Origin of the sequence: Photobacterium sp. TY1-4, assembly GCF_025398175.1 — a bacterium.
In the GTDB taxonomy this organism is placed as follows: Bacteria; Pseudomonadota; Gammaproteobacteria; order Enterobacterales; family Vibrionaceae; genus Photobacterium.
The window spans coordinates 3490408-3509625 of sequence record NZ_CP099734.1 but is presented as its reverse complement, the minus strand read 5'-3'; the positions used below and the strand labels follow the sequence as shown (position 1 = coordinate 3509625).

Here is a 19218-nt window from a genome sequence, read left to right as displayed (position 1 = left end):
TGACTAGTAAATTCAATCGAAAAGATTGATTTATTGTTTCACCGAAAGGTGAAACGAGTTCTCAAGCAATACACATTCAAGTGTCTTGTGTAAGAAGAGTCCGGCAAAACAAACTATTCCATCTTTTACTCAGATGGAAACCTTGGTTGTTTACGATATAGACCCTTTGGGGTTGTATGGTTAAGTGACTAAGCGTACACGGTGGATGCCTGGGCAGTCAGAGGCGATGAAGGACGTACTAACTTGCGATAAGCGCAGATGAGGCAGTAAGAGCCACTTGAGTCTGCGATTTCCGAATGGGGAAACCCAGCTGCAGAAGCAGTTATCAATACGTGAATCCATAGCGTGTTGAGGCGAACCGGGGGAACTGAAACATCTAAGTACCCCGAGGAAGAGAAATCAACCGAGATTCCGGCAGTAGCGGCGAGCGAAACCGGATTAGCCCTTAAGCTTTTTATGCGTCAGGTGAAGGCTCTGGAAAGTGCCGCGATACAGGGTGATAGCCCCGTAGCCGACAACGCATTTAAAGTGAAAACGAGTAGGACGGGACACGTGTTATCTTGTCTGAAGATGGGGGGACCATCCTCCAAGGCTAAATACTCCTGACTGACCGATAGTGAACCAGTACCGTGAGGGAAAGGCGAAAAGAACCCCTGTGAGGGGAGTGAAATAGAACCTGAAACCGTGTACGTACAAGCAGTAGGAGCACCTTCGTGGTGTGACTGCGTACCTTTTGTATAATGGGTCAGCGACTTAATTTCAGTAGCAAGGTTAACCATCTAGGGGAGCCGTAGGGAAACCGAGTCTTAACTGGGCGTGCAGTTGCTGGGATTAGACCCGAAACCAGGTGATCTAGCCATGGGCAGGTTGAAGGTGCGGTAACACGCACTGGAGGACCGAACCGACTAATGTTGAAAAATTAGCGGATGACTTGTGGCTAGGGGTGAAAGGCCAATCAAACCTGGAGATAGCTGGTTCTCCCCGAAAGCTATTTAGGTAGCGCCTCGGACGAATACTACTGGGGGTAGAGCACTGTTAAGGCTAGGGGGTCATCCCGACTTACCAACCCTTTGCAAACTCCGAATACCAGTAAGTACTATCCGGGAGACACACGGCGGGTGCTAACGTCCGTCGTGGAGAGGGAAACAACCCAGACCGCCAGCTAAGGTCCCAAAGTTATCGCTAAGTGGGAAACGATGTGGGAAGGCTCAGACAGCCAGGATGTTGGCTTAGAAGCAGCCATCATTTAAAGAAAGCGTAATAGCTCACTGGTCGAGTCGGCCTGCGCGGAAGATTTAACGGGGCTAAGCGATACACCGAAGCTGCGGCAATGTAGTTTACTACATTGGGTAGGGGAGCGTTCTGTAAGCTGTTGAAGGTGGTCTGTAAGGGCTGCTGGAGGTATCAGAAGTGCGAATGCTGACATGAGTAACGATAAAGGGGGTGAAAAACCTCCTCGCCGGAAGACCAAGGGTTCCTGTCCAACGTTAATCGGGGCAGGGTGAGTCGACCCCTAAGGCGAGGCCGAAAGGCGTAGTCGATGGGAAACGGGTTAATATTCCCGTACTTCTTACTATTGCGATGGGGGGACGGAGAAGGCTAGGTGGGCCTGGCGACGGTTGTCCAGGTTCAAGGGTGTAGGCTGATGGTTTAGGCAAATCCGGACCATCTCAAGGCTGAGACCCGATGTCGAGGTGCTACGGCACTGAAGTCATTGATGCCATGCTTCCGGGAAAAGCCTCTAAGCTTCAGATAGTAAGGAATCGTACCCCAAACCGACACAGGTGGTCGGGTAGAGAATACCAAGGCGCTTGAGAGAACTCGGGTGAAGGAACTAGGCAAAATGGTACCGTAACTTCGGGAGAAGGTACGCTCTTGACGGTGAAGTCCCTCGCGGATGGAGCTATTGAGAGTCGCAGATACCAGGTGGCTGCAACTGTTTATTAAAAACACAGCACTGTGCAAAATCGAAAGATGACGTATACGGTGTGACGCCTGCCCGGTGCCGGAAGGTTAATTGATGGGGTTATCTTCGGAGAAGCTCTTGATCGAAGCCCCGGTAAACGGCGGCCGTAACTATAACGGTCCTAAGGTAGCGAAATTCCTTGTCGGGTAAGTTCCGACCTGCACGAATGGCGTAATGATGGCCACGCTGTCTCCACCCGAGACTCAGTGAAATTGAAATCGCAGTGAAGATGCTGCGTACCCGCGGCTAGACGGAAAGACCCCGTGAACCTTTACTACAGCTTGGCACTGAACATTGACCCTACATGTGTAGGATAGGTGGGAGGCTTCGAAGCAGGTACGCCAGTATCTGTGGAGCCGTCCTTGAAATACCACCCTTGTAGTGTTGATGTTCTAACGTCGCCCCCTTATCGGGGGTGCGGACAGTGCCTGGTGGGTAGTTTGACTGGGGCGGTCTCCTCCCAAAGCGTAACGGAGGAGCACGAAGGTGGGCTAATCACGGTCGGACATCGTGAGGTTAGTGCAATGGCATAAGCCCGCTTGACTGCGAGAATGACGGTTCGAGCAGGTGCGAAAGCAGGTCATAGTGATCCGGTGGTTCTGAATGGAAGGGCCATCGCTCAACGGATAAAAGGTACTCCGGGGATAACAGGCTGATACCGCCCAAGAGTTCATATCGACGGCGGTGTTTGGCACCTCGATGTCGGCTCATCACATCCTGGGGCTGAAGTCGGTCCCAAGGGTATGGCTGTTCGCCATTTAAAGTGGTACGCGAGCTGGGTTTAGAACGTCGTGAGACAGTTCGGTCCCTATCTGCCGTGGGCGTTGGATGATTGAGAGGGGCTGCTCCTAGTACGAGAGGACCGGAGTGGACGAACCGCTGGTGTTCGGGTTGTGTCGCCAGACGCATTGCCCGGTAGCTAAGTTCGGAATCGATAACCGCTGAAAGCATCTAAGCGGGAAGCGAGCCTCAAGATGAGTCATCCCCAAGGCTTTAAGCCTTCTGAAGGGTTGTCGTAGACGACGACGTTGATAGGCAGGGTGTGTAAGCGCTGTGAGGCGTTGAGCTAACCTGTACTAATTGCCCGTGCGGCTTAACCATACAACACCCAAGGGGTTTTACGGACTCCACGAGCACTTGAATGATGTGTTTGAGATACTAGTTAACTTTTCCAGATTTAGTGTAGGGTCACATCGCTCCTTGCCATCCATGGCATCGCGATATTAGTGAATCCCTTCACATCGAATTTGCTTGGCGACCATAGCGTTGCGGACCCACCTGATCCCATGCCGAACTCAGCAGTGAAACGCAGCAGCGCCGATGGTAGTGTGGGGCCTCCCCATGTGAGAGTAGGACATCGCCAGGCTTTGAACATTAACTTGATTGAAGCATCAACAGTAAGACTTCGATTAGGTGCCGTGTGGAGCGGTAGTTCAGTTGGTTAGAATACCGGCCTGTCACGCCGGGGGTCGCGGGTTCGAGTCCCGTCCGCTCCGCCACTTATTCAGAGTTTCAGCTCTTAAAAACTGAGCCAACAGGGGTGTAGCTCCAATTGGCAGAGCAGCGGATTCCAAATCCGCGTGTTGGGAGTTCGAATCTCTCCACCCCTGCCATATTTGAAACCTCAGCAGAAATGCTGAGGTTTTTTTGTTTTAAGCGTCCATTGTCAGTGCAGTGGATTCTCTGAATTTCCTGAATGCGGCTCCCTGCCGTCTTCTGAAGCCTCAGACTATACGCCCCTGCAGAGATGCAGGGGCTTTTTTGTATGCTGATTGTCGAATTCCATTAATGTACTGCAGCGCCTGATGGTCTTTGGGATATCGTAGCATCGGAGTACAGCCCTGTCCGATCCTATGATCCATCGAGCTTCTGTTGGCCTGATCAAATTTCTTTCTTTATGATCTACCAATTTTAGTGCTGCTTTCGAAGGCCGTGGGGAGATGGACGCGATGTCAGCGTTGTTTGGGCTACGCAGGCGCTAGTTTTTCATGAGGAGCTGGTAACCCACAAAGCAGGCTGCGATGCTGAGAGCGACATTGAGCAGTATATTGAGTCCGGCTTTTAAAAACGCGCCTTGCTGCATCAGAATGACATTATCCATCGAGAACGTGGAGAAGGTCGTCAGGGCCCCGAGAAAGCCCAAACCAATGATGGGACGGGCGGGGACACTCGCAATCATGCCCTGGTTGATGGCAGACATCAATAGCCCCATGAGCAAGGAGCCGAGCACATTGACGACCAGGGTACCGTAGGGAAATCCCCGGCCGAACAGGCTGACGCACAGTTCAGAAATCAGATACCGTGAACAGGCGCCAAAGGCACCGCCCAGCGCAATCAGTCCCAAGAAGAAAAATTGGCTCATTGATACTACTTTAGGTTGTGAGAAAGTTGCCATACTAATACCACGATAGCTGTGTGTTGATCACCTTTGCCGGGCTGTAAATGTGCAATCAATGATTGATGCACGATGTTTCGGTGGGTGACATGAATCATTCTCGGGGGAAAAGTATGGCGTTGTATCAGACGGTACTGCTGGCGGTAAACCCGGATAACCTGGATGCACACCAGTTGATGGTGAAAGCGGCGCTGATTGCAGGGCAGAACCATGCCGAGTTGCATGTCGCGTTTGTCGAGCCGGGGCTGGGGAATGTGAGTTTTCTGGATGCGGAGCTGGGGCTGGAAGAGGCGCACTTAGACACCCAGGCGCTCCGCATTCAGCAGCTATCTGCCTTGTCTCAGGCATCCCCCTATAAAGTCCGGGCCCTGCATATTGCCGATGGGGACGTTGCGAAGCATTTGCTGGATCTGGTGAAGCAGGTTCGGGCTAATCTGGTCGTTCTTGGTACACACAAAAGCGGTATCCAGTGGTTTGGCGATCTGGGGCAGGCTTTGTCACAGCAAGGCGGCTGCGATGTGTTAATGTGTCATTGATCAGATGTTACAACAAAGCAGCTCAGGATAGTTGCTGTTCGCTCAAGACTTCCATATACTCGAGCTTAACTTGTCGGAGTGCCAATTGGCTGAGACCGCATTGCGGGATCCGTAGAACCTGATCAGGCTAATACCTGCGAAGGGAACAAGAGAAAATCTTCTGTATTGCTGCACCTGCAGCTGCTGTTCCAGATGATGTTACACACCCTACGTGTAGCCTCTTGTTGACGCACCCATCCGATAAGCAACTTCCCTTTTATTGAAACCAAGGAAATTGCTATGTCGAATCGCAAACAAGCGAGACTGGAAGCGAAACAATTCATTGATTCACTCACCACCCAACCGTATCCGAACTCACACAAAGTCTATGTGACGGGCAGCCGCGACGATATTCGTGTCCCGATGCGCGAAATTACCCTGTCGGACAGCCTGGTCGGCGGCACCAAAGATGCCCCGGTTTTGGAGCCCAATGAGCCGATCCGCGTTTATGATACATCGGGACTGTACACCGATCCTGCCCATGAAATCGATATTTACACGGGCCTGCCGCGACTGCGGGAAACCTGGATTTCAGAGCGCGGAGATACCGAGCTGCTGGATGAGTTGAGTTCGGCGTATTCCAAAGAGCGTCTGGCCGATGATACGCTGGACGAGCTGCGTTTTGGTGAGCGCGCTCGCATTCGGCGTGCCAAAGCGGGGGCGAATGTTACCCAACTACATTACGCCCGTCAGGGGATCATTACCCCGGAAATGGAATACATCGCAATTCGCGAAAATATGGGCCGCGCCAAGTACCGCGATGCCGTGCTGACTCAACAGCATCCGGGCCAGAACTTCGGGGCCAATCTGCCGAAAGAAATTACGCCGGAATTTGTCCGACAGGAAGTGGCGGAAGGCCGAGCGATTATTCCAGCCAATATCAACCACCCGGAATCAGAGCCGATGATTATCGGTCGTAACTTCCTGGTCAAAGTGAACGCCAACATCGGTAACTCTGCTGTCAGTTCATCGATTGAAGAAGAAGTGGAAAAGTTAGTGTGGTCGACCCGCTGGGGCGGCGATACCGTGATGGATCTGTCGACCGGTCGCAATATTCACGAAACCCGTGAGTGGATCATCCGCAATAGCCCGGTGCCAATCGGTACGGTGCCGATGTATCAGGCGCTGGAAAAGGTGAACGGTATTGCGGAGAACCTGACCTGGGAAGTATTCCGCGACACTTTGCTGGAGCAGGCCGAGCAGGGGGTCGATTACTTCACTATCCATGCCGGGGTACTGCTGCGCTACGTGCCGATGACCGCCAAGCGGGTGACCGGGATTGTCTCACGGGGTGGATCAATCATGGCCAAGTGGTGTCTGGCGCATCACAAAGAAAGCTTCCTGTATGAACACTTCCGCGAGATCTGTGAAATCTGTGCCCGGTACGATATTTCGCTTTCTCTGGGGGATGGCCTGCGTCCGGGCTCGGTGGCTGATGCCAACGACGAAGCGCAGTTCAGTGAGCTACGCACCTTGGGAGAGCTGACTAAAATCGCCTGGGAATATGATGTCCAGGTAATGATTGAAGGGCCGGGACACGTGCCGATGCACATGATCAAAGAGAACATGGATGAGCAGCTCAAGCACTGCCATGAAGCGCCGTTCTACACTCTGGGCCCACTGACGACGGATATTGCTCCGGGCTACGATCACATCACTTCAGGGATTGGTGCAGCGATGATTGGCTGGTTCGGCTGCGCCATGCTGTGCTACGTCACCCCGAAAGAGCACCTGGGTCTGCCGAACAAAGACGATGTAAAGGTCGGGCTGATCACGTATAAGCTATGTGCTCATGCTGCTGATTTGGCCAAAGGACACCCGGGCGCGCAGGTAAGGGATAACGCCTTGTCGAAAGCCCGTTTTGAATTCCGTTGGGAAGATCAGTTCAACCTGGCGCTGGATCCAGAAACGGCCCGCTCCTACCACGATGAAACCCTGCCGCAGGAATCGGGCAAGGTAGCGCACTTCTGTTCGATGTGCGGTCCGAAATTCTGCTCGATGAAGATCTCTCAGGAAGTGCGGGATTATGCTAAAACGCTGCCCCAAGAGGCGCAGGCGGTGGAAATCAAACTTCTGGAAGACCCGCTGGAGGGGATGCAGCAGAAAGCTGAAGAATTCCGAGCCCGAGGCAGTGAGCTGTACCACCCGGCACACGAGGAAGGCTGATGGGAACACTCACCTTACCGGAATACCTGGCACCGTTGCGCCGGTATTTCAATGCTGTGCTGGCTTCAGCACAGCACTATCAATTGGGGGCGCCGGTTGAGGTGGTCTGGGCGACTTCACCTGATGTCGGGATAGACGTCGACCATCGCCGAATTCGCCTGACCTTTCATCCTGAAGATAGCGGAGCTGCGGATTACCGGGTGCAGGATCAGTGGCTGCCGCCGTATCCGTCCCTGCGTGAGGTGCAGCAGCAGGTTGCGCAGGATCCGTCACTGGTGATTTGCGGTTTGCCGACGGCGCTGGGATATGTCGACTTGTGGCATCACCATGGCGAAGCTCGCGCGGTATTTTGCGGGCAAGCTGGGCCTGAAGCGCCGCAGCGTGCCATGTTGCTGGCGGCCCTAGCCCTGGATTATCCGCTGGAAGATGCGGTGACGCTCGCCCGGGCTTACGCCCGGTGTTATCTCCATGATAAAGACGAAGGGTGTGTCGACTGCTGGCCGCTTGAGCGGGCGCTGTTTCCGCGTCCGTTGACCGCAAATCACCCACAGGCCGAGGCACTCGGGTGGGTCAGCCGGGAAGTGGCGGTGGCGCCGTTTGCCAAGGCGGATCCGGCCCAGATGGCGCTGTATCCGGTTGTCGATTCGGCCGCTTGGGTCGGACGGCTGCTGGAGATGGGCGTCACCCTGACGCAATTGCGGATCAAAGATCCGACAGAGCCCACGCTTGCCGCGCAGGTCCGTCAGGTGATCGCCGCCGGGGCGCAGGCCAAGGCGCAGGTCTATATCAATGATTACTGGCAACTGGCGATTGAACACCGGGCTTACGGGGTGCATCTGGGGCAGGAAGATCTAGAAACGGCTGATTTGGCTGCCATTCAGCAAGCCGGCCTGCGTCTGGGTCTGTCAACCCATGGCTATTACGAAATCCTGCGCGCGGCAGAGTTTCATCCCAGCTATATCGCTCTGGGCCATATTTATCCGACCACCACCAAGCAAATGCCGTCCAAGCCGCAGGGACTGAGCCGTCTGGCGCTGTACCGGCGCTTGATTGGCCGGGAATTCCCGACCGTCGCGATCGGCGGGATTGACCTGTCTCGCGCAGATGCGGTGTGGCAAACCGGTGTCAGCAGTGTGGCGGTGGTCCGGGCCATTACTCAGGCCGAGGATCCTCAGGCGGCGGTCGATGCATTTTACCGTCGTCTGGTGCGCCCGGAGCCGCAGCACGCTGTCCTGCCCAAGGAGCCCGCCCATGCTCAGTGATCAGGCTTTTATCCGCTATAACCGCCAGATCATGTTGCCGGAAATCGGTGAAGCCGGACAGGCCCAGCTCGCGCAGGCGCAGGTGCTGCTGGTTGGCGCGGGTGGTTTGGGATCGGCGGCGGCCTTGTATCTGGCCGGTGCCGGGATCGGTCAGCTGGTGATCGCGGACGATGATGTCGTCGACAGCTCAAACCTTCAGCGGCAGGTGATCTATCGCGAAGCGGATCAGGGGCACAGCAAGGCCCACGCCGCTGCAGAGCAACTGCGAAGCCTCAATCCGATGATCCGGGTTCGTCCGGTCGAAGCCCGACTGGCAGCGCAGCAGCTGGCGTTGGAAGTGTCGCTGGCTGATGTGGTACTCGATTGCTCGGATAACCTGGAAACCCGCCACGCGGTGAATCAGGCCTGTGTTTCCGCAGGTAAACCGCTGATTGCCGGGGCGGCGATCAGCTGGCAGGGACAACTGATGGCGTTTGATTTCCGCGGCGGATCCGGGCCCTGCTATCACTGTCTGTTTCCCTGGCAGGCGGATGCCCCGCAGGCGCCGCAAAATTGCAGTACCAGCGGGATCGCTGGTCCGGTCGTCGGTACGATCGGCACGTTACAGGCGCTGGAAGCGCTGAAGTTGCTGACGGGGTCCGGCACCTTACCGTTTGCCACCCTGCGGCTATTTGACGGACTGACATCTGCCTGGCAAACCTTCAACGTGGCGCGTGAGCCAGCGTGCCCGGTCTGTGGCACAGGAGAGAAGAACGAATGACGACAACAACTGCGATTCAAGTCCGCGTCAACGACAAGCCGGTGAATTGCCCGGCCGGACATACCCTGGCCGCGCTGCTAATTGCGCTGGAGATGCCGTTGCAAGCGACAGCCGTTGCCCTCAACGATGACATTGTGGCCCGGAGCGACTGGGACACGACCCGACTCAGCCAAGGCGACCGCATCGCCTTGTTCCAAGCGATTGCCGGAGGTTAAATGCTGAAGATTGCCGATAAAACCTTTTCTTCCCGCCTGTTCACCGGCACCGGTAAGTATGCCAGCCGGCAGGCGATGAGTGACTCTATTATTGCCAGTGGCTCTGAGCTGGTGACTATGGCGCTCAAGCGGGTCGATATTGAGAGCCGGGATGATGACATTCTGGCGCCTTTGATCGCTGCCGGTGTCAACCTGCTCCCGAACACGTCCGGCGCCAAAAATGCCAAAGAAGCGGTGTTTGCTGCCAAATTGGCCCGTGCCGCACTGGGGACCAACTGGCTTAAGCTGGAGATCCACCCCGATCCGAAATACCTGATGCCGGACCCGATCGAAACCCTGGCGGCCGCAGAGGCGCTGGTCAAAGAAGGTTTCATTGTACTGCCTTACTGCCATGCCGATCCGGTGCTGTGTAAGCGGCTGGAAGAAGTCGGTTGTGCCGCAGTGATGCCGCTCGGTGCGCCGATTGGCTCGAACAAGGGGCTGGCGTCGCGTGACTTTCTGGAAATTATCATCGATCAGGCCCGGGTGCCGGTGGTGGTCGATGCCGGAATTGGTGCGCCGTCTCATGCGGCCGAAGCGATGGAGCTGGGAGCCGATGCTGTGCTGGTCAACACCGCGATCGCCGCGGCGGCTGATCCGGTGGCGATGGGCAAGGCGTTCAAGCTGGCGGTGGAAAGCGGCCGGATGGCTTACGAGGCCGGGCTGGCCGGGACCGTGAACCAAGCGATGGCTTCCAGTCCGCTGACCGCGTTTTTGGATCACACCGCCTAAGGGGGCCGCATGAGTTATGTGGATGTCTGGCGGCAGCTGGATTGGGATGATATCCGGCTGTCGATCTACAGCAAAACGCCCGCCGATGTTGAACGGGCACTGCGCAAACCCAAACGGGATCTGGAAGACTTCAAGGCCTTGATCTCCCCGGCAGCCGAACCGTATCTGGAGCAGATGGCGCAGCTGTCGGCGGCGCTGACCCGTAAGCGGTTCGGCCGGACCATCTCGTTCTACGTGCCGTTGTATTTGTCGAACCTGTGCGCCAACGCCTGTACCTATTGCGGCTTTTCGATGGAAAACCGCATCAAGCGTCGCACGCTGGATATGGCGGAGATTGAACGCGAATGTGCCGCCATCAAGGCGATGCACTTTGACAGTGTGCTGCTGGTGACGGGTGAGCATGAGCGCAAGGTCGGGATGGATTATTTCCGCGAAGCGCTGCCGCGCATCAAGTCCCAGTTCAGTTATCTGGCGATGGAGGTCCAGCCGCTGGATCAGCACGAGTATGCCGAGCTGAAAACCCTGGGGCTGGATGCGGTGATGGTGTATCAGGAAACCTATAGCGCGCCGACCTATGCCGAGCACCACCTGCGCGGCAACAAGACCGATTTTGTCTACCGGCTGGAAACCCCGGACCGGCTGGCCCGGGCCGGGATCGACAAAATCGGCATCGGGGCGTTGATCGGGTTGGAAGAGTGGCGCACCGACTGCTTCTTTGTCGCCAGCCACCTCGCGTATCTGGAGCGGACTTACTGGCAAACCCGCTATTCGATTTCGTTTCCGCGCCTGCGGCCGTGTACCGGCGGGTTGCAACCGAAGTCGGTGATGAGTGATCGCCAACTGGTGCAGCTGATCTGTGCTTACCGGTTGCTGAACCCGGAAGTGGAGCTATCGTTGTCGACCCGGGAGTCACCGCAGTTTCGCGATAATGTGCTGCCGCTGGGGGTAACCAGTATGTCGGCAGGGTCGAAAACCCAGCCGGGCGGTTATGCTGATGATGAGCCGGAGTTGGAGCAGTTCGCGATCAGTGACGAGCGCTCGGTCGCGGCGGTGGCGGAAGCCGTCAAACACCATGGTTTCGAGGTGGTGTGGAAGGATTGGCACGCAGCCTATTCCGGCTAGGTGACCTTTTTTCGGTGGGACGACGTTCAGGCGCGGCCCTGAAATCACAACGCCCGCAGTAACACGGATACCGTGGCTGCGGGCGTTTTTTATGTGGCAGTAGCGCGAGCCTAGCGGCTTAGCGGTGCCGTGGCTTGCTGAAGCCAGATGAGATCGTCGCCACTCAGTGACGGGCTGATCACTTCAAACACGGTTTGGTGATAGGTGTTCAGCCAGGCCAGCTCAACATCCGTCAGCAGCGAAAGCTCAACCAGACGGCGGTCGATTGGCGCGCGGGTCAGGGACTCGAAGCCCAGCACCGTCATGTCCCCGGCGGTTGCCACCTCAACGACCAGCTCCAGGTTTTCAATTCGGATCCCGAAGGCATCGGCGCGGTAGTAACCCGGCTCGTTCGACAACACCATGCCCGGTTGCAGGGCGGTCGGGTTGTAGACCTTGGCAATCCGCTGCGGCCCTTCGTGGACATTGAGGAAGTGGCCGACGCCGTGGCCGGTCCCGTGGTCATAATCAAAACCGTGTGCCCACAGGTGCTGACGGGCCAGGGCATCAAGCTGAGAGCCGGTGGTGCCTTTCGGGAACCGGGCCGTTGCCAGCGCAATGTGACCTTTCAGCACCAGGGTGAAGGTTTGTTTGACTTCATCGCCCGGCTTGCCGATCGCCACTGTCCGGGTGATATCGGTGGTGCCGTCCGGGTACTGGCCGCCGGAGTCCACCAGGTAGACATTGTCCATTTCCAGCACGCTCGGTGCCGGTTGGTTCTTGTGGTTGTAGTGACACATTGCCGCGTTGCCGCCGGCCGCCGAGATGGTATCAAAGCTGACATCGGTACAGCTGCTGTCTTCACAGCGGAACGCCCACAGTTGATCGGCCAGCGTGCCTTCATCGAGCAGGTTGCCTTGGTCGACCTGGCGATCGACCCAGGCCAGGAATTTACTGATCGCGACGCCATCACGGATGTGGCTGGCTTTCATGCCGGCAATCTCGGTCGGGTTCTTGGCCGCTTTCGGCAGCATGCATGGATCCTGGGCAGCAATCAGCTTGGCCTTGGCGTCAGTCAGGATCTGTGATGCCCAGGCATTGCTGGTGGCCGGATCGACCAGTACGGCTTTGCCGCCGAGGGCCTGAAGACCGGCTTCCAGGGAGTCCGGTTGCGCGATGCGAACGCCTTCACCGACATGGTCTGCAAATGCAGCCGGCAGGCGGGCCGGGTCGATATAGAAATCGACGCTGCCGTCCTGGTGCAGGATCGCGGTGGATAGCAGAACCGGCAGACACGGAATGTCGCTGCCGCGGATATTGAGCAGCCAGGCAATGCTGTCGACTTGAGTCAGCAGGGCGGCATCGGCTTTTTGAGTTTTCAGCACGGCGGCAATTTGCGCTCGCTTGTCGGTGCTACTGACGCCGACAAAGTCCAGGCTCATCAGCTTGGCATCCGACAGGGTCGGTGCCGGACGGTCATGCCACAGGCCGTCGATCGGGTTGGCATCGACGGTGACCAGTGTCAGATCACCGGCCACTGCCGCTTCGGTGCGTGCCAGCCAGGCACCGCTGTGCAGCTTGGGATCGATTGCCACCTTGCTGCCGGCGGCCAGGTTGGCTTGGGCCCACTGCATCGGCGGCTCGTCAATCAGGTGACGATATTCAAAGACATCGCCCGGGACTTGCTTGCGTACCTGGACCACGTAGCGGCCATCGACAAACATGGCGGCTTTGTCGCGGGTGACAATCGCCATCCCGGCCGAGCCGGTAAAGCCGGTGGCCCAGTGCAGGCGATCATTGTGGGCGGGAATATATTCGCCCAGGTACTCATCCTCGTGCGGGATCAGAAAGGCATCGAGCTGGTTCTGCGTTAACCATTCACGTAGTTGCTCAACACGCTGTGAAATAACAGTTTGCATGCTTCATCATTCCTTAAAGTCGTTCGCCGTCCTGGCGTGACGGCTCAGGCCATTCAGGCCGGATCGCTTTACGGTAGCGCGTTTACTTGTCGGCTGCAATTAACCGACTGGTAAATCACGACAGCGGCCGATAATGATCTCGCGTAACCAGCTGTGCCCAGGATCTTTCTCTTGGTGCTGATGCCAGAACAGGGTATAGGCCATCGGCGGCAATTCGGTCGGCAACGGCAGCACCACCAGGCCGAGCTGCTTGGCAATGTAGTTGGCAAAGTGGCTCGGGGCGGTGAACACAAAGTCGGTCTGGTGACACAGGCAGGCCGCGCTGTTGAAATCCGGCACATACATGGCGATGTCACGGCCCAGGCCGCGTTCGGCCAGCTTGTAATCGAGCAACCAGCGGTCGTCGCCGATGCAACGCACCTGAATATGACGCTGGGCCAGGTAGCTGGCTTCATCCCAAATCTGGTTCAGGATCGGATGGTCCGGGCGGACAATGCAACACTGGCGGTCGCGGCACAGCTCCTGGAACACGATGCCTTTGGGCGGCATCAGGGTCAGCATGGCATCGGCGGGGTTGAGATCCTTGCCGGTGATACCGAAGTCAATTTCCCCCGATTGCAGTTTTTCGAATGTATTGGGCTCCCAGGCCTGGGTGTCGATGGTCAGGTTGGGTCCTTCAGAGAAGATATCGCCGAGGAACTGCGGCAGAAACAGTGGGTAGGCGCTCTCGACCAGCGCCATCTTGAAGTGGCGATCACTGGTGCGGGGGGTAAATTCCGGCGGCGCGGTGATTTGCTCGATTTCATGCAGCAGGTGCTCCAGCAACGGCTGCAAGGCTTTCGCCCGGGGCGTCGGACATAACCCGTGGGCATTGCGGGTGAACAGGGGATCGTTGAACTGCTCGCGCAGCCGCATCAGGCTTTTGCTGACGGCGGACTGGCTCAGGTGCAGCCGTTTGGCGGCGTGGGTAACGTTACACTCTTCCAGCAGGACATGCAGGCACACCAGCAGGTTGAGATCGATGCGGGCGAGTTTTTCAAAAGACACTAGGCACCTCGGATGATGATATTCCCCATTGGAAATTCTGATTTGAATATAAACCATTTCTGTTCATATCACGAAGGGCTTAGACTGCCGCCATCATCATAAAGGAAATGCACCATGACCCCTGTTTCTTCACCGTCCGGAACCCGACTTGTCGCCCTGATGGTAATTCTGGTTCTGTTCAGCCCGCTGGCGATTGATATTTATCTGCCGGCACTCCCGGCCATGGCGGAGACGTTTGCCGTCGAACCGGCGCGGGTCCAGGATACCGTGACCTGGTTTATGTTCAGCCTGGGCTTGGGTCAGTTGCTGGCCGGTCCGTTGGCCGATCGCTTCGGCCGCCGCCCGATTGCCCTGGGCGGGATCGCCATTTACGGCCTGAGTGCCGCGCTGGCCTATGTCGCCCATACCCTGGATCTGTTGCTGGTGGCGCGTCTGCTGCAGGGTTTCGGTGCCTGTGCCACCTCGGTGGCGGCGTTTGCTGCAGTGCGTGACAGCTTCGGCCCGGAAAAAAGCGGCCGGATGATCAGCTATCTCAACGGCGCGATCTGTTTTATTCCGGCGCTGGCACCCTTGCTGGGTACCTGGCTGACCCATGAGTTTGGCTGGCGCAGCAACTTCAGCTTTATGGCTGGGTTTGCGGTGGTTGCCGGGACCTTCATTTTGCTGCAGTTCCGCGAAACCCGTCCGGTGGAGACTGATGTGTCGGGCGCGATGCTGAGCTGGGCGCGTTACCGCTCGGTGCTGCGCGAGCCGACGTTCCTGTACCACAGCATTATGTGTATGTTGGCGATGGCGGTCATTTTGGCTTATGTGACTTCGGCCCCGGTCTGGCTGATGACTGAGCTGGGTCAGGATATGGGTCAGTTTACGCTGTGGTTCGGGGTCAATGCGGCGCTGAATATCTTAGCCTGCATGGTAGCGCCAAAATATATCGATCGCTTTGGCTCGCGCCGGACGCTGGCGACCGGGTTAGTCATGCTGGTGGCTTCCGGGGTGGCGATGTTGATGCTGAGTCACTTGCGCGAAGCCTGGGCCTATATGGTACCGGTGTTCATGTCTTCGTTCGGATTTGCCTTTGTCCTCGGCTCGGCGGCCGGGAAAGCCCTGGCGCCGTTTGGTGATCGCGCTGGCACCGCTGCCGCACTGCTGGGGCTGTTCCAGATGAGTGGAGCTGGTGCCATGGTCAGCCTGACCCAGCGCCTGGACTTGCTGCCGCCGGATCTGATGGTGCTGCATATGTGGCTGTTGGCACCGGGTCTGGTGATCCTGGGATCGCGATTCGGGCGTCGCTGGCATGCAGCTGCGGCCAGCAACTAATACCGCCAGCGCACCAATGAATGCAATCGCTCCTGAAGTTTACTGAATAATAAGACGTCCTTTACCCTTTAAAGACGCGGGGTCTCGACAACCCAATCTCGCTTGCCTGCCACAATGTGGCAGGCTTTTTTTTGCTTAGGCAGACGGGATCAATGCTAGCAGGAAGAGTCTGCCGCCGGGCGCGACTTGCCTTTCCACTGCTGGATCAGCAGGCCGCAAATAATCATCACCAGACCGATCAGGGTGGCGGGATGAATGGACTCGCCGATGATGGTGGCCAGCAATAGCAGAGAAATGAAGGGCGCGATGAAGATCAGGTTACTGATCCGCGCCGTATTCTCCGTCAGTTTCAGTGCATTGATCCACAGCACGAAGGTGATCCCCATTTCAAACAGTCCGACATAACTGACCGCTGCCCAGCCTTGCCAGGGCGCATCGGGCCAACCGTCAACGGCGAAGCTGGCGCCGACGGAAATCGGCAGTGAGATCAGGAACCCGAGCAGCACGCTGATCACCGGATCGGCCTGGTTGCGGGTATTGAGGATCCAGTACAGTGCCCAGAGCAGGGTCGAGAACAGCGCCAGACCCACCCCGAGCGGGCTGTCAAAATCCAGCGCCAGCAGGTTCCCCTGGGTCGCAATCACCACCACCCCAAAGTAGCCGAATCCGCAGGCGATCCAGTCCTGGCGGCGGATGGTCTGGCCGAGGAACACCGCCGCCATCAGGGTGAGGGTGATCGCCCAGCTGTAGTTGAGCGGCTGGGCCAGCGAGGCGGGTAGTAGATCATAGGCCTGAAACAGGATCAGATAATAAGCCAGCGGATTAATCAGCCCCAGCAGCAGATAATAGCCGGGGCGGGAGCGAAAGGTGCGCCCGAGCTGGTGCAGTTTGCCCTGATACAGGGCGATGGCAGTCAGTGCCAGCACGGAAACGGCACTGGCGGCCGCCAGCATTTGCAGCGGGGTGAAATAGCTCAGGGTGATCTTAAAAGCGGTGGCGACGGTTGACCACAGCAGGACGGCCGTCAGCCCGTAGCTCAGCGCGAGGCGTTCGTTCTTCATACTTCCTTGTCCATCGGCTGCTGGGGGTTTTCCCCGCAGTCCAGTTATTTGTCGTACTAAAGCGCCAGTGTATGCGATAGCCGTCCGGGCGGAAAGCCTTTGCTGCGGGCGGGTGACGGGCACGTCGGTGACGTCACACAAGAGCGTTGGACACGGAACATGGCTGGACATTTATCCAGTATCCACTTAGCCTGTAGCCCTTGAAACAGAACAGGCGCGGTACTGACAGGCTGCGCTGAATTGGCGTCATAAAGGTTGGGTATCAATGATAACTGAGTGGCTTACAGGGAGCGGGCTAGCTGTGGTCGCTGCTCTGACGGGGGCAACGGTGGCCAGCGTGATCACGGGGCTGTGGATGAGAGGGCGCATGGCGCAGCAACTGGCACTGTACCAGCAGCAGAGTGAGGCGGATCAGCGCCTGGCACAGAGCCAGGAAGCCTACCTCAGTGCTCAGTTAGCCGAGCGCAACCAGGATCTCGACGAGCTGGATGTCGAGCGGGATCGCCTGACTTCTGAGCTGCGCCAGATGCACGCCCGGCTGGCCGCGGCGCTGGAGAAAATGCGCCACTTTGAGGCGGTGAAAAACGAGAAACAGTACCTGAGCGAGCAACTGGACAATGCCCGGATGGCCAATGCCGGGCTGGAAGCCGATCTGCGCGAGCAGGAAGCGCGCCATTTTGAAGAGCAAAAAGCCGCCGATGAGAAAATCGCGCTGCTGGAAAATGCCGAAGAGCGGCTGCGGGTGCAGTTTGAAAGCCTGGCCAACCGGTTGTTTGAACAAAAGAGCCGTAGTGTGGATGAGCAGAATAAGCTCAGTCTGGCGACGCTGCTCGGCCCGCTGCGTGAGCAGTTGGAAGGGTTCAAGAAACAAGTCAACGACAACTTCAGCCAGGAAGCACGCGAGCGCCATACTCTGGTGCATGAGATCAACAACCTCAAGCAGCTCAATGAGCAGATGGCGCGCGAAGCCGTCAACCTGACCCAGGCCCTGAAAGGGGATAATAAAGCGCAGGGCAACTGGGGCGAAGTGGTGCTGGCGCGGGTGCTGACCGAGTCGGGACTGCGAGAAGGCCACGAGTACCAGACCCAGATCAGCCTGGAAAACGAAGAAGGTAAGCGCTATCAGCCGGATGTGGTGGTCCATCTGCCGCAGGAGAAAGAGGTGGTGATCGATGCCAAGATGTCGCTGATCGCCTATGAGCGCTTTTTCAATGCCGACACCGTGGCGGAGCAGGAGCTGGCGATGAGCGAGCATATCGCCTCGATCCGCAGCCACATCCGCGGCCTGAGCCGCAAAGACTACCATCAGCTGCACGGCATTCGCAGCCTCGACTATGTATTGATGTTCATCCCGGTCGAACCGGCCTTCCAGGCGGCGGTGGAAGCCGACCCGGCGCTGATCCGCGATGCGATGGAGCACAATATCATGCTGGTCAGCCCGACCACCCTGCTGGTGGCGCTGCGCACCATCAATAACCTGTGGCGCAACGAGCGTCAGAATCAGAATGCCAAGCAGATCGCCGAGCGGGCCGGGAAGTTGTACGACAAGCTGCGGCTGTTTGTCTGCGATATGGAAGCGGTCGGCGCCTCGCTGGACAAGGCCAGCCAGAGCTACCAGGGCGCGATGAACAAACTGGTGCATGGCCGGGGGAATGTGATCCGCCAGGCGGAGAGCTTCAAGTCACTCGGGGTCGAAGTGAAACGGGACATTAATCCGGCGCTGGCCGAGCAGTCTTTGGCAACGCTCGCGCGGGAGCGGGCGGCCCCGGCATCACCGGACGCTGCGATGGACCGGATCGCGGCCACATCGGCAGGAAATGATTTGTCGTAGTGCTTTGAGCAAATCGCAGCCATCAAGTACACTAAGCCGATCAATACAGAGAGTTAGCATGACGGAAATAGCATGACGGACACGACACAAGATAAAACCCATTTTGGCTATCGCACCGTGGCCAAGGACGAAAAAGCGGAGCTGGTTGCAGAAGTTTTCCACTCGGTAGCGACCAAGTACGACATCATGAATGACCTGATGTCGATGGGCATCCATCGGGTGTGGAAGCGGTTTACGATTGATTGTAGTGGTGTGCGTCGTGGCCAGCGTGTTCTGGATCTGGGCGGTGGTACCGGCGACCTGGCGGCCAAGTTCTCGCGCATGGTCGGCGATGAAGGGCAGGTGATCCTGGCCGATATCAATAACTCGATGCTCAAGGTTGGCCGCAGCAAGATGCGCGACAACGGCATTGTCGGCAACATCGGTTATGTGCAGGCCAATGCTGAGGAGCTGCCGTTTCCGGATGATTATTTCGACTGTATTACCATCAGTTTCTGCCTGCGTAACGTGACGGATAAAGACAAAGCCCTGCGCTCGATGTACCGGGTGCTCAAGCCGGGCGGCCGCCTGCTGGTGCTGGAGTTCTCCAAGCCGGTCTTCGCGCCGTTGTCCAAAGTCTACGACGCCTATTCGTTCCACCTGTTGCCGAAAATGGGTGAGTTGATCGCCAACGATGCTGACAGTTACCGTTATTTGGCTGAATCCATTCGCATGCACCCGGATCAGGACACCCTGGAAGGGATGATGCAGGAGGCCGGTTTTGAGCAGACCCGTTACTACAACCTGACCGGCGGGATTGTCGCGCTGCACCGTGGCTACAAATTCTGAGGAT

The 19218-nt window shown here is 57.3% G+C and carries 14 protein-coding genes, 2 tRNA genes, 2 rRNA genes and 1 riboswitch; of the genes, 14 read left to right on the top strand and 4 right to left on the bottom strand.

What is annotated here, in order from left to right; all coding sequences use genetic code 11:
- Positions 1–178: 178 nt before the first annotated feature.
- The 4 genes from NH461_RS16205 (at position 179) to NH461_RS16190 (ending at position 3579) form a co-directional block, all read left to right on the top strand.
- Positions 179–3067: ribosomal RNA gene (locus tag NH461_RS16205) — 23S ribosomal RNA — on the top strand.
- A 149-nt stretch (positions 3068–3216) separates the two neighbouring features.
- Positions 3217–3332, top strand: a 5S ribosomal RNA gene (gene rrf, locus NH461_RS16200).
- Positions 3333–3388: 56 nt separating this feature from the next.
- A tRNA-Asp gene (locus tag NH461_RS16195) sits at positions 3389–3465 on the top strand.
- A gap of 37 nt (positions 3466–3502) precedes the next feature.
- A tRNA-Trp gene (locus NH461_RS16190) sits at positions 3503–3579 on the top strand.
- A 365-nt stretch (positions 3580–3944) separates the two neighbouring features.
- On the opposite strand, the gene crcB is transcribed toward NH461_RS16190, so the two are convergent.
- Positions 3945–4328, bottom strand: a complete 384-nt coding sequence (crcB, locus tag NH461_RS16185; protein ID WP_261601299.1) for a fluoride efflux transporter CrcB — start codon at positions 4326–4328, stop codon at positions 3945–3947.
- A 122-nt stretch (positions 4329–4450) separates the two neighbouring features.
- On the opposite strand from crcB, the gene NH461_RS16180 reads away from it, so the two are divergent.
- The 7 genes from NH461_RS16180 to thiH all read left to right on the top strand — a co-directional run bounded on the left by NH461_RS16180 (position 4451) and on the right by thiH (position 11232).
- On the top strand, positions 4451–4897 hold the full coding sequence (locus NH461_RS16180; protein WP_261601298.1) for a universal stress protein: 447 nt from the start codon (positions 4451–4453) through the stop codon (positions 4895–4897).
- 64 nt (positions 4898–4961) lie between these two features.
- Positions 4962–5059, top strand: a riboswitch (TPP riboswitch).
- A gap of 117 nt (positions 5060–5176) precedes the next feature.
- On the top strand, positions 5177–7102 hold the full coding sequence (gene thiC, locus NH461_RS16175; RefSeq protein WP_261601297.1) for a phosphomethylpyrimidine synthase ThiC: 1926 nt from the start codon (positions 5177–5179) through the stop codon (positions 7100–7102).
- Positions 7102–8364 (top strand): thiamine phosphate synthase, encoded by a 1263-nt coding sequence (gene thiE / locus NH461_RS16170; protein WP_261601296.1) that lies wholly within the window; start codon positions 7102–7104, stop codon positions 8362–8364. The genes thiC and thiE overlap by 1 nt, the downstream gene beginning before the upstream one ends.
- On the top strand, positions 8354–9124 hold the full coding sequence (locus tag NH461_RS16165; RefSeq protein ID WP_261601295.1) for a HesA/MoeB/ThiF family protein: 771 nt from the start codon (positions 8354–8356) through the stop codon (positions 9122–9124). The genes thiE and NH461_RS16165 overlap by 11 nt, the downstream gene beginning before the upstream one ends.
- A complete protein-coding gene (gene thiS / locus NH461_RS16160; protein WP_261601294.1) occupies positions 9121–9339 on the top strand; it encodes a sulfur carrier protein ThiS in 219 nt (72 codons plus the stop codon). Before NH461_RS16165 ends, thiS begins: the two co-directional genes overlap by 4 nt.
- Entirely contained in the window at positions 9340–10110 is a 771-nt protein-coding gene (locus tag NH461_RS16155) for a thiazole synthase (RefSeq protein ID WP_261601293.1), read from the top strand.
- A gap of 9 nt (positions 10111–10119) precedes the next feature.
- Complete coding sequence (thiH, locus tag NH461_RS16150; RefSeq protein WP_261601292.1) at positions 10120–11232, top strand: 2-iminoacetate synthase ThiH; 1113 nt, start codon at positions 10120–10122, stop codon at positions 11230–11232.
- Between the two features lie 110 nt (positions 11233–11342).
- Here thiH and NH461_RS16145 read toward each other — a convergent pair whose 3' ends face one another.
- Positions 11343–13130, bottom strand: coding sequence for an aminopeptidase P family protein (locus NH461_RS16145; protein WP_261601291.1), 1788 nt, complete (start codon positions 13128–13130; stop codon positions 11343–11345).
- 99 nt (positions 13131–13229) lie between these two features.
- Positions 13230–14177 carry a LysR family transcriptional regulator gene (locus NH461_RS16140; protein WP_261601290.1) on the bottom strand — a complete coding sequence of 316 codons (948 nt, stop codon included), beginning with the start codon at positions 14175–14177 and terminating at the stop codon, positions 13230–13232.
- 114 nt (positions 14178–14291) lie between these two features.
- Here NH461_RS16140 and NH461_RS16135 point away from each other — a divergent pair, with 114 nt between their 5' ends.
- The gene (locus NH461_RS16135) at positions 14292–15494 is read left to right on the top strand and encodes a multidrug effflux MFS transporter (RefSeq protein WP_261601289.1); all 1203 of its coding nucleotides are present in this window, start codon (positions 14292–14294) and stop codon (positions 15492–15494) included.
- 155 nt (positions 15495–15649) lie between these two features.
- Here NH461_RS16135 and NH461_RS16130 read toward each other — a convergent pair whose 3' ends face one another.
- Positions 15650–16555, bottom strand: coding sequence for a DMT family transporter (locus NH461_RS16130; RefSeq protein ID WP_261601288.1), 906 nt, complete (start codon positions 16553–16555; stop codon positions 15650–15652).
- 265 nt (positions 16556–16820) lie between these two features.
- Between NH461_RS16130 and rmuC the strand changes: the two genes are divergently transcribed.
- Both rmuC and ubiE read left to right on the top strand, forming a co-directional pair.
- Positions 16821–18386, top strand: coding sequence for a DNA recombination protein RmuC (rmuC, locus tag NH461_RS16125; RefSeq protein WP_261601287.1), 1566 nt, complete (start codon positions 16821–16823; stop codon positions 18384–18386).
- A gap of 72 nt (positions 18387–18458) precedes the next feature.
- The gene (gene ubiE / locus NH461_RS16120; protein ID WP_261601286.1) at positions 18459–19214 is read left to right on the top strand and encodes a bifunctional demethylmenaquinone methyltransferase/2-methoxy-6-polyprenyl-1,4-benzoquinol methylase UbiE; all 756 of its coding nucleotides are present in this window, start codon (positions 18459–18461) and stop codon (positions 19212–19214) included.
- The last annotated feature ends 4 nt before the right edge of the window (positions 19215–19218 follow it).

Bases quoted from the DNA above. Each gene is read 5' to 3' on its own strand.
- crcB (WP_261601299.1), bottom strand. From the start codon at position 4,328: ATGAGCCAATTTTTCTTCTTGGGACTGATTGCGCTGGGCGGTGCCTTT.
- NH461_RS16180 (WP_261601298.1), top strand. From the start codon at position 4,451: ATGAATCATTCTCGGGGGAAAAGTATGGCGTTGTATCAGACGGTACTG.
- thiC (WP_261601297.1), top strand. From the start codon at position 5,177: ATGTCGAATCGCAAACAAGCGAGACTGGAAGCGAAACAATTCATTGAT.
- thiE (WP_261601296.1), top strand. From the start codon at position 7,102: ATGGGAACACTCACCTTACCGGAATACCTGGCACCGTTGCGCCGGTAT.
- NH461_RS16165 (WP_261601295.1), top strand. From the start codon at position 8,354: ATGCTCAGTGATCAGGCTTTTATCCGCTATAACCGCCAGATCATGTTG.
- thiS (WP_261601294.1), top strand. From the start codon at position 9,121: ATGACGACAACAACTGCGATTCAAGTCCGCGTCAACGACAAGCCGGTG.
- NH461_RS16155 (WP_261601293.1), top strand. From the start codon at position 9,340: ATGCTGAAGATTGCCGATAAAACCTTTTCTTCCCGCCTGTTCACCGGC.
- thiH (WP_261601292.1), top strand. From the start codon at position 10,120: ATGAGTTATGTGGATGTCTGGCGGCAGCTGGATTGGGATGATATCCGG.
- NH461_RS16145 (WP_261601291.1), bottom strand. From the start codon at position 13,130: ATGCAAACTGTTATTTCACAGCGTGTTGAGCAACTACGTGAATGGTTA.
- NH461_RS16135 (WP_261601289.1), top strand. From the start codon at position 14,292: ATGACCCCTGTTTCTTCACCGTCCGGAACCCGACTTGTCGCCCTGATG.
- NH461_RS16130 (WP_261601288.1), bottom strand. From the start codon at position 16,555: ATGAAGAACGAACGCCTCGCGCTGAGCTACGGGCTGACGGCCGTCCTG.
- rmuC (WP_261601287.1), top strand. From the start codon at position 16,821: ATGATAACTGAGTGGCTTACAGGGAGCGGGCTAGCTGTGGTCGCTGCT.
- ubiE (WP_261601286.1), top strand. From the start codon at position 18,459: ATGACGGACACGACACAAGATAAAACCCATTTTGGCTATCGCACCGTG.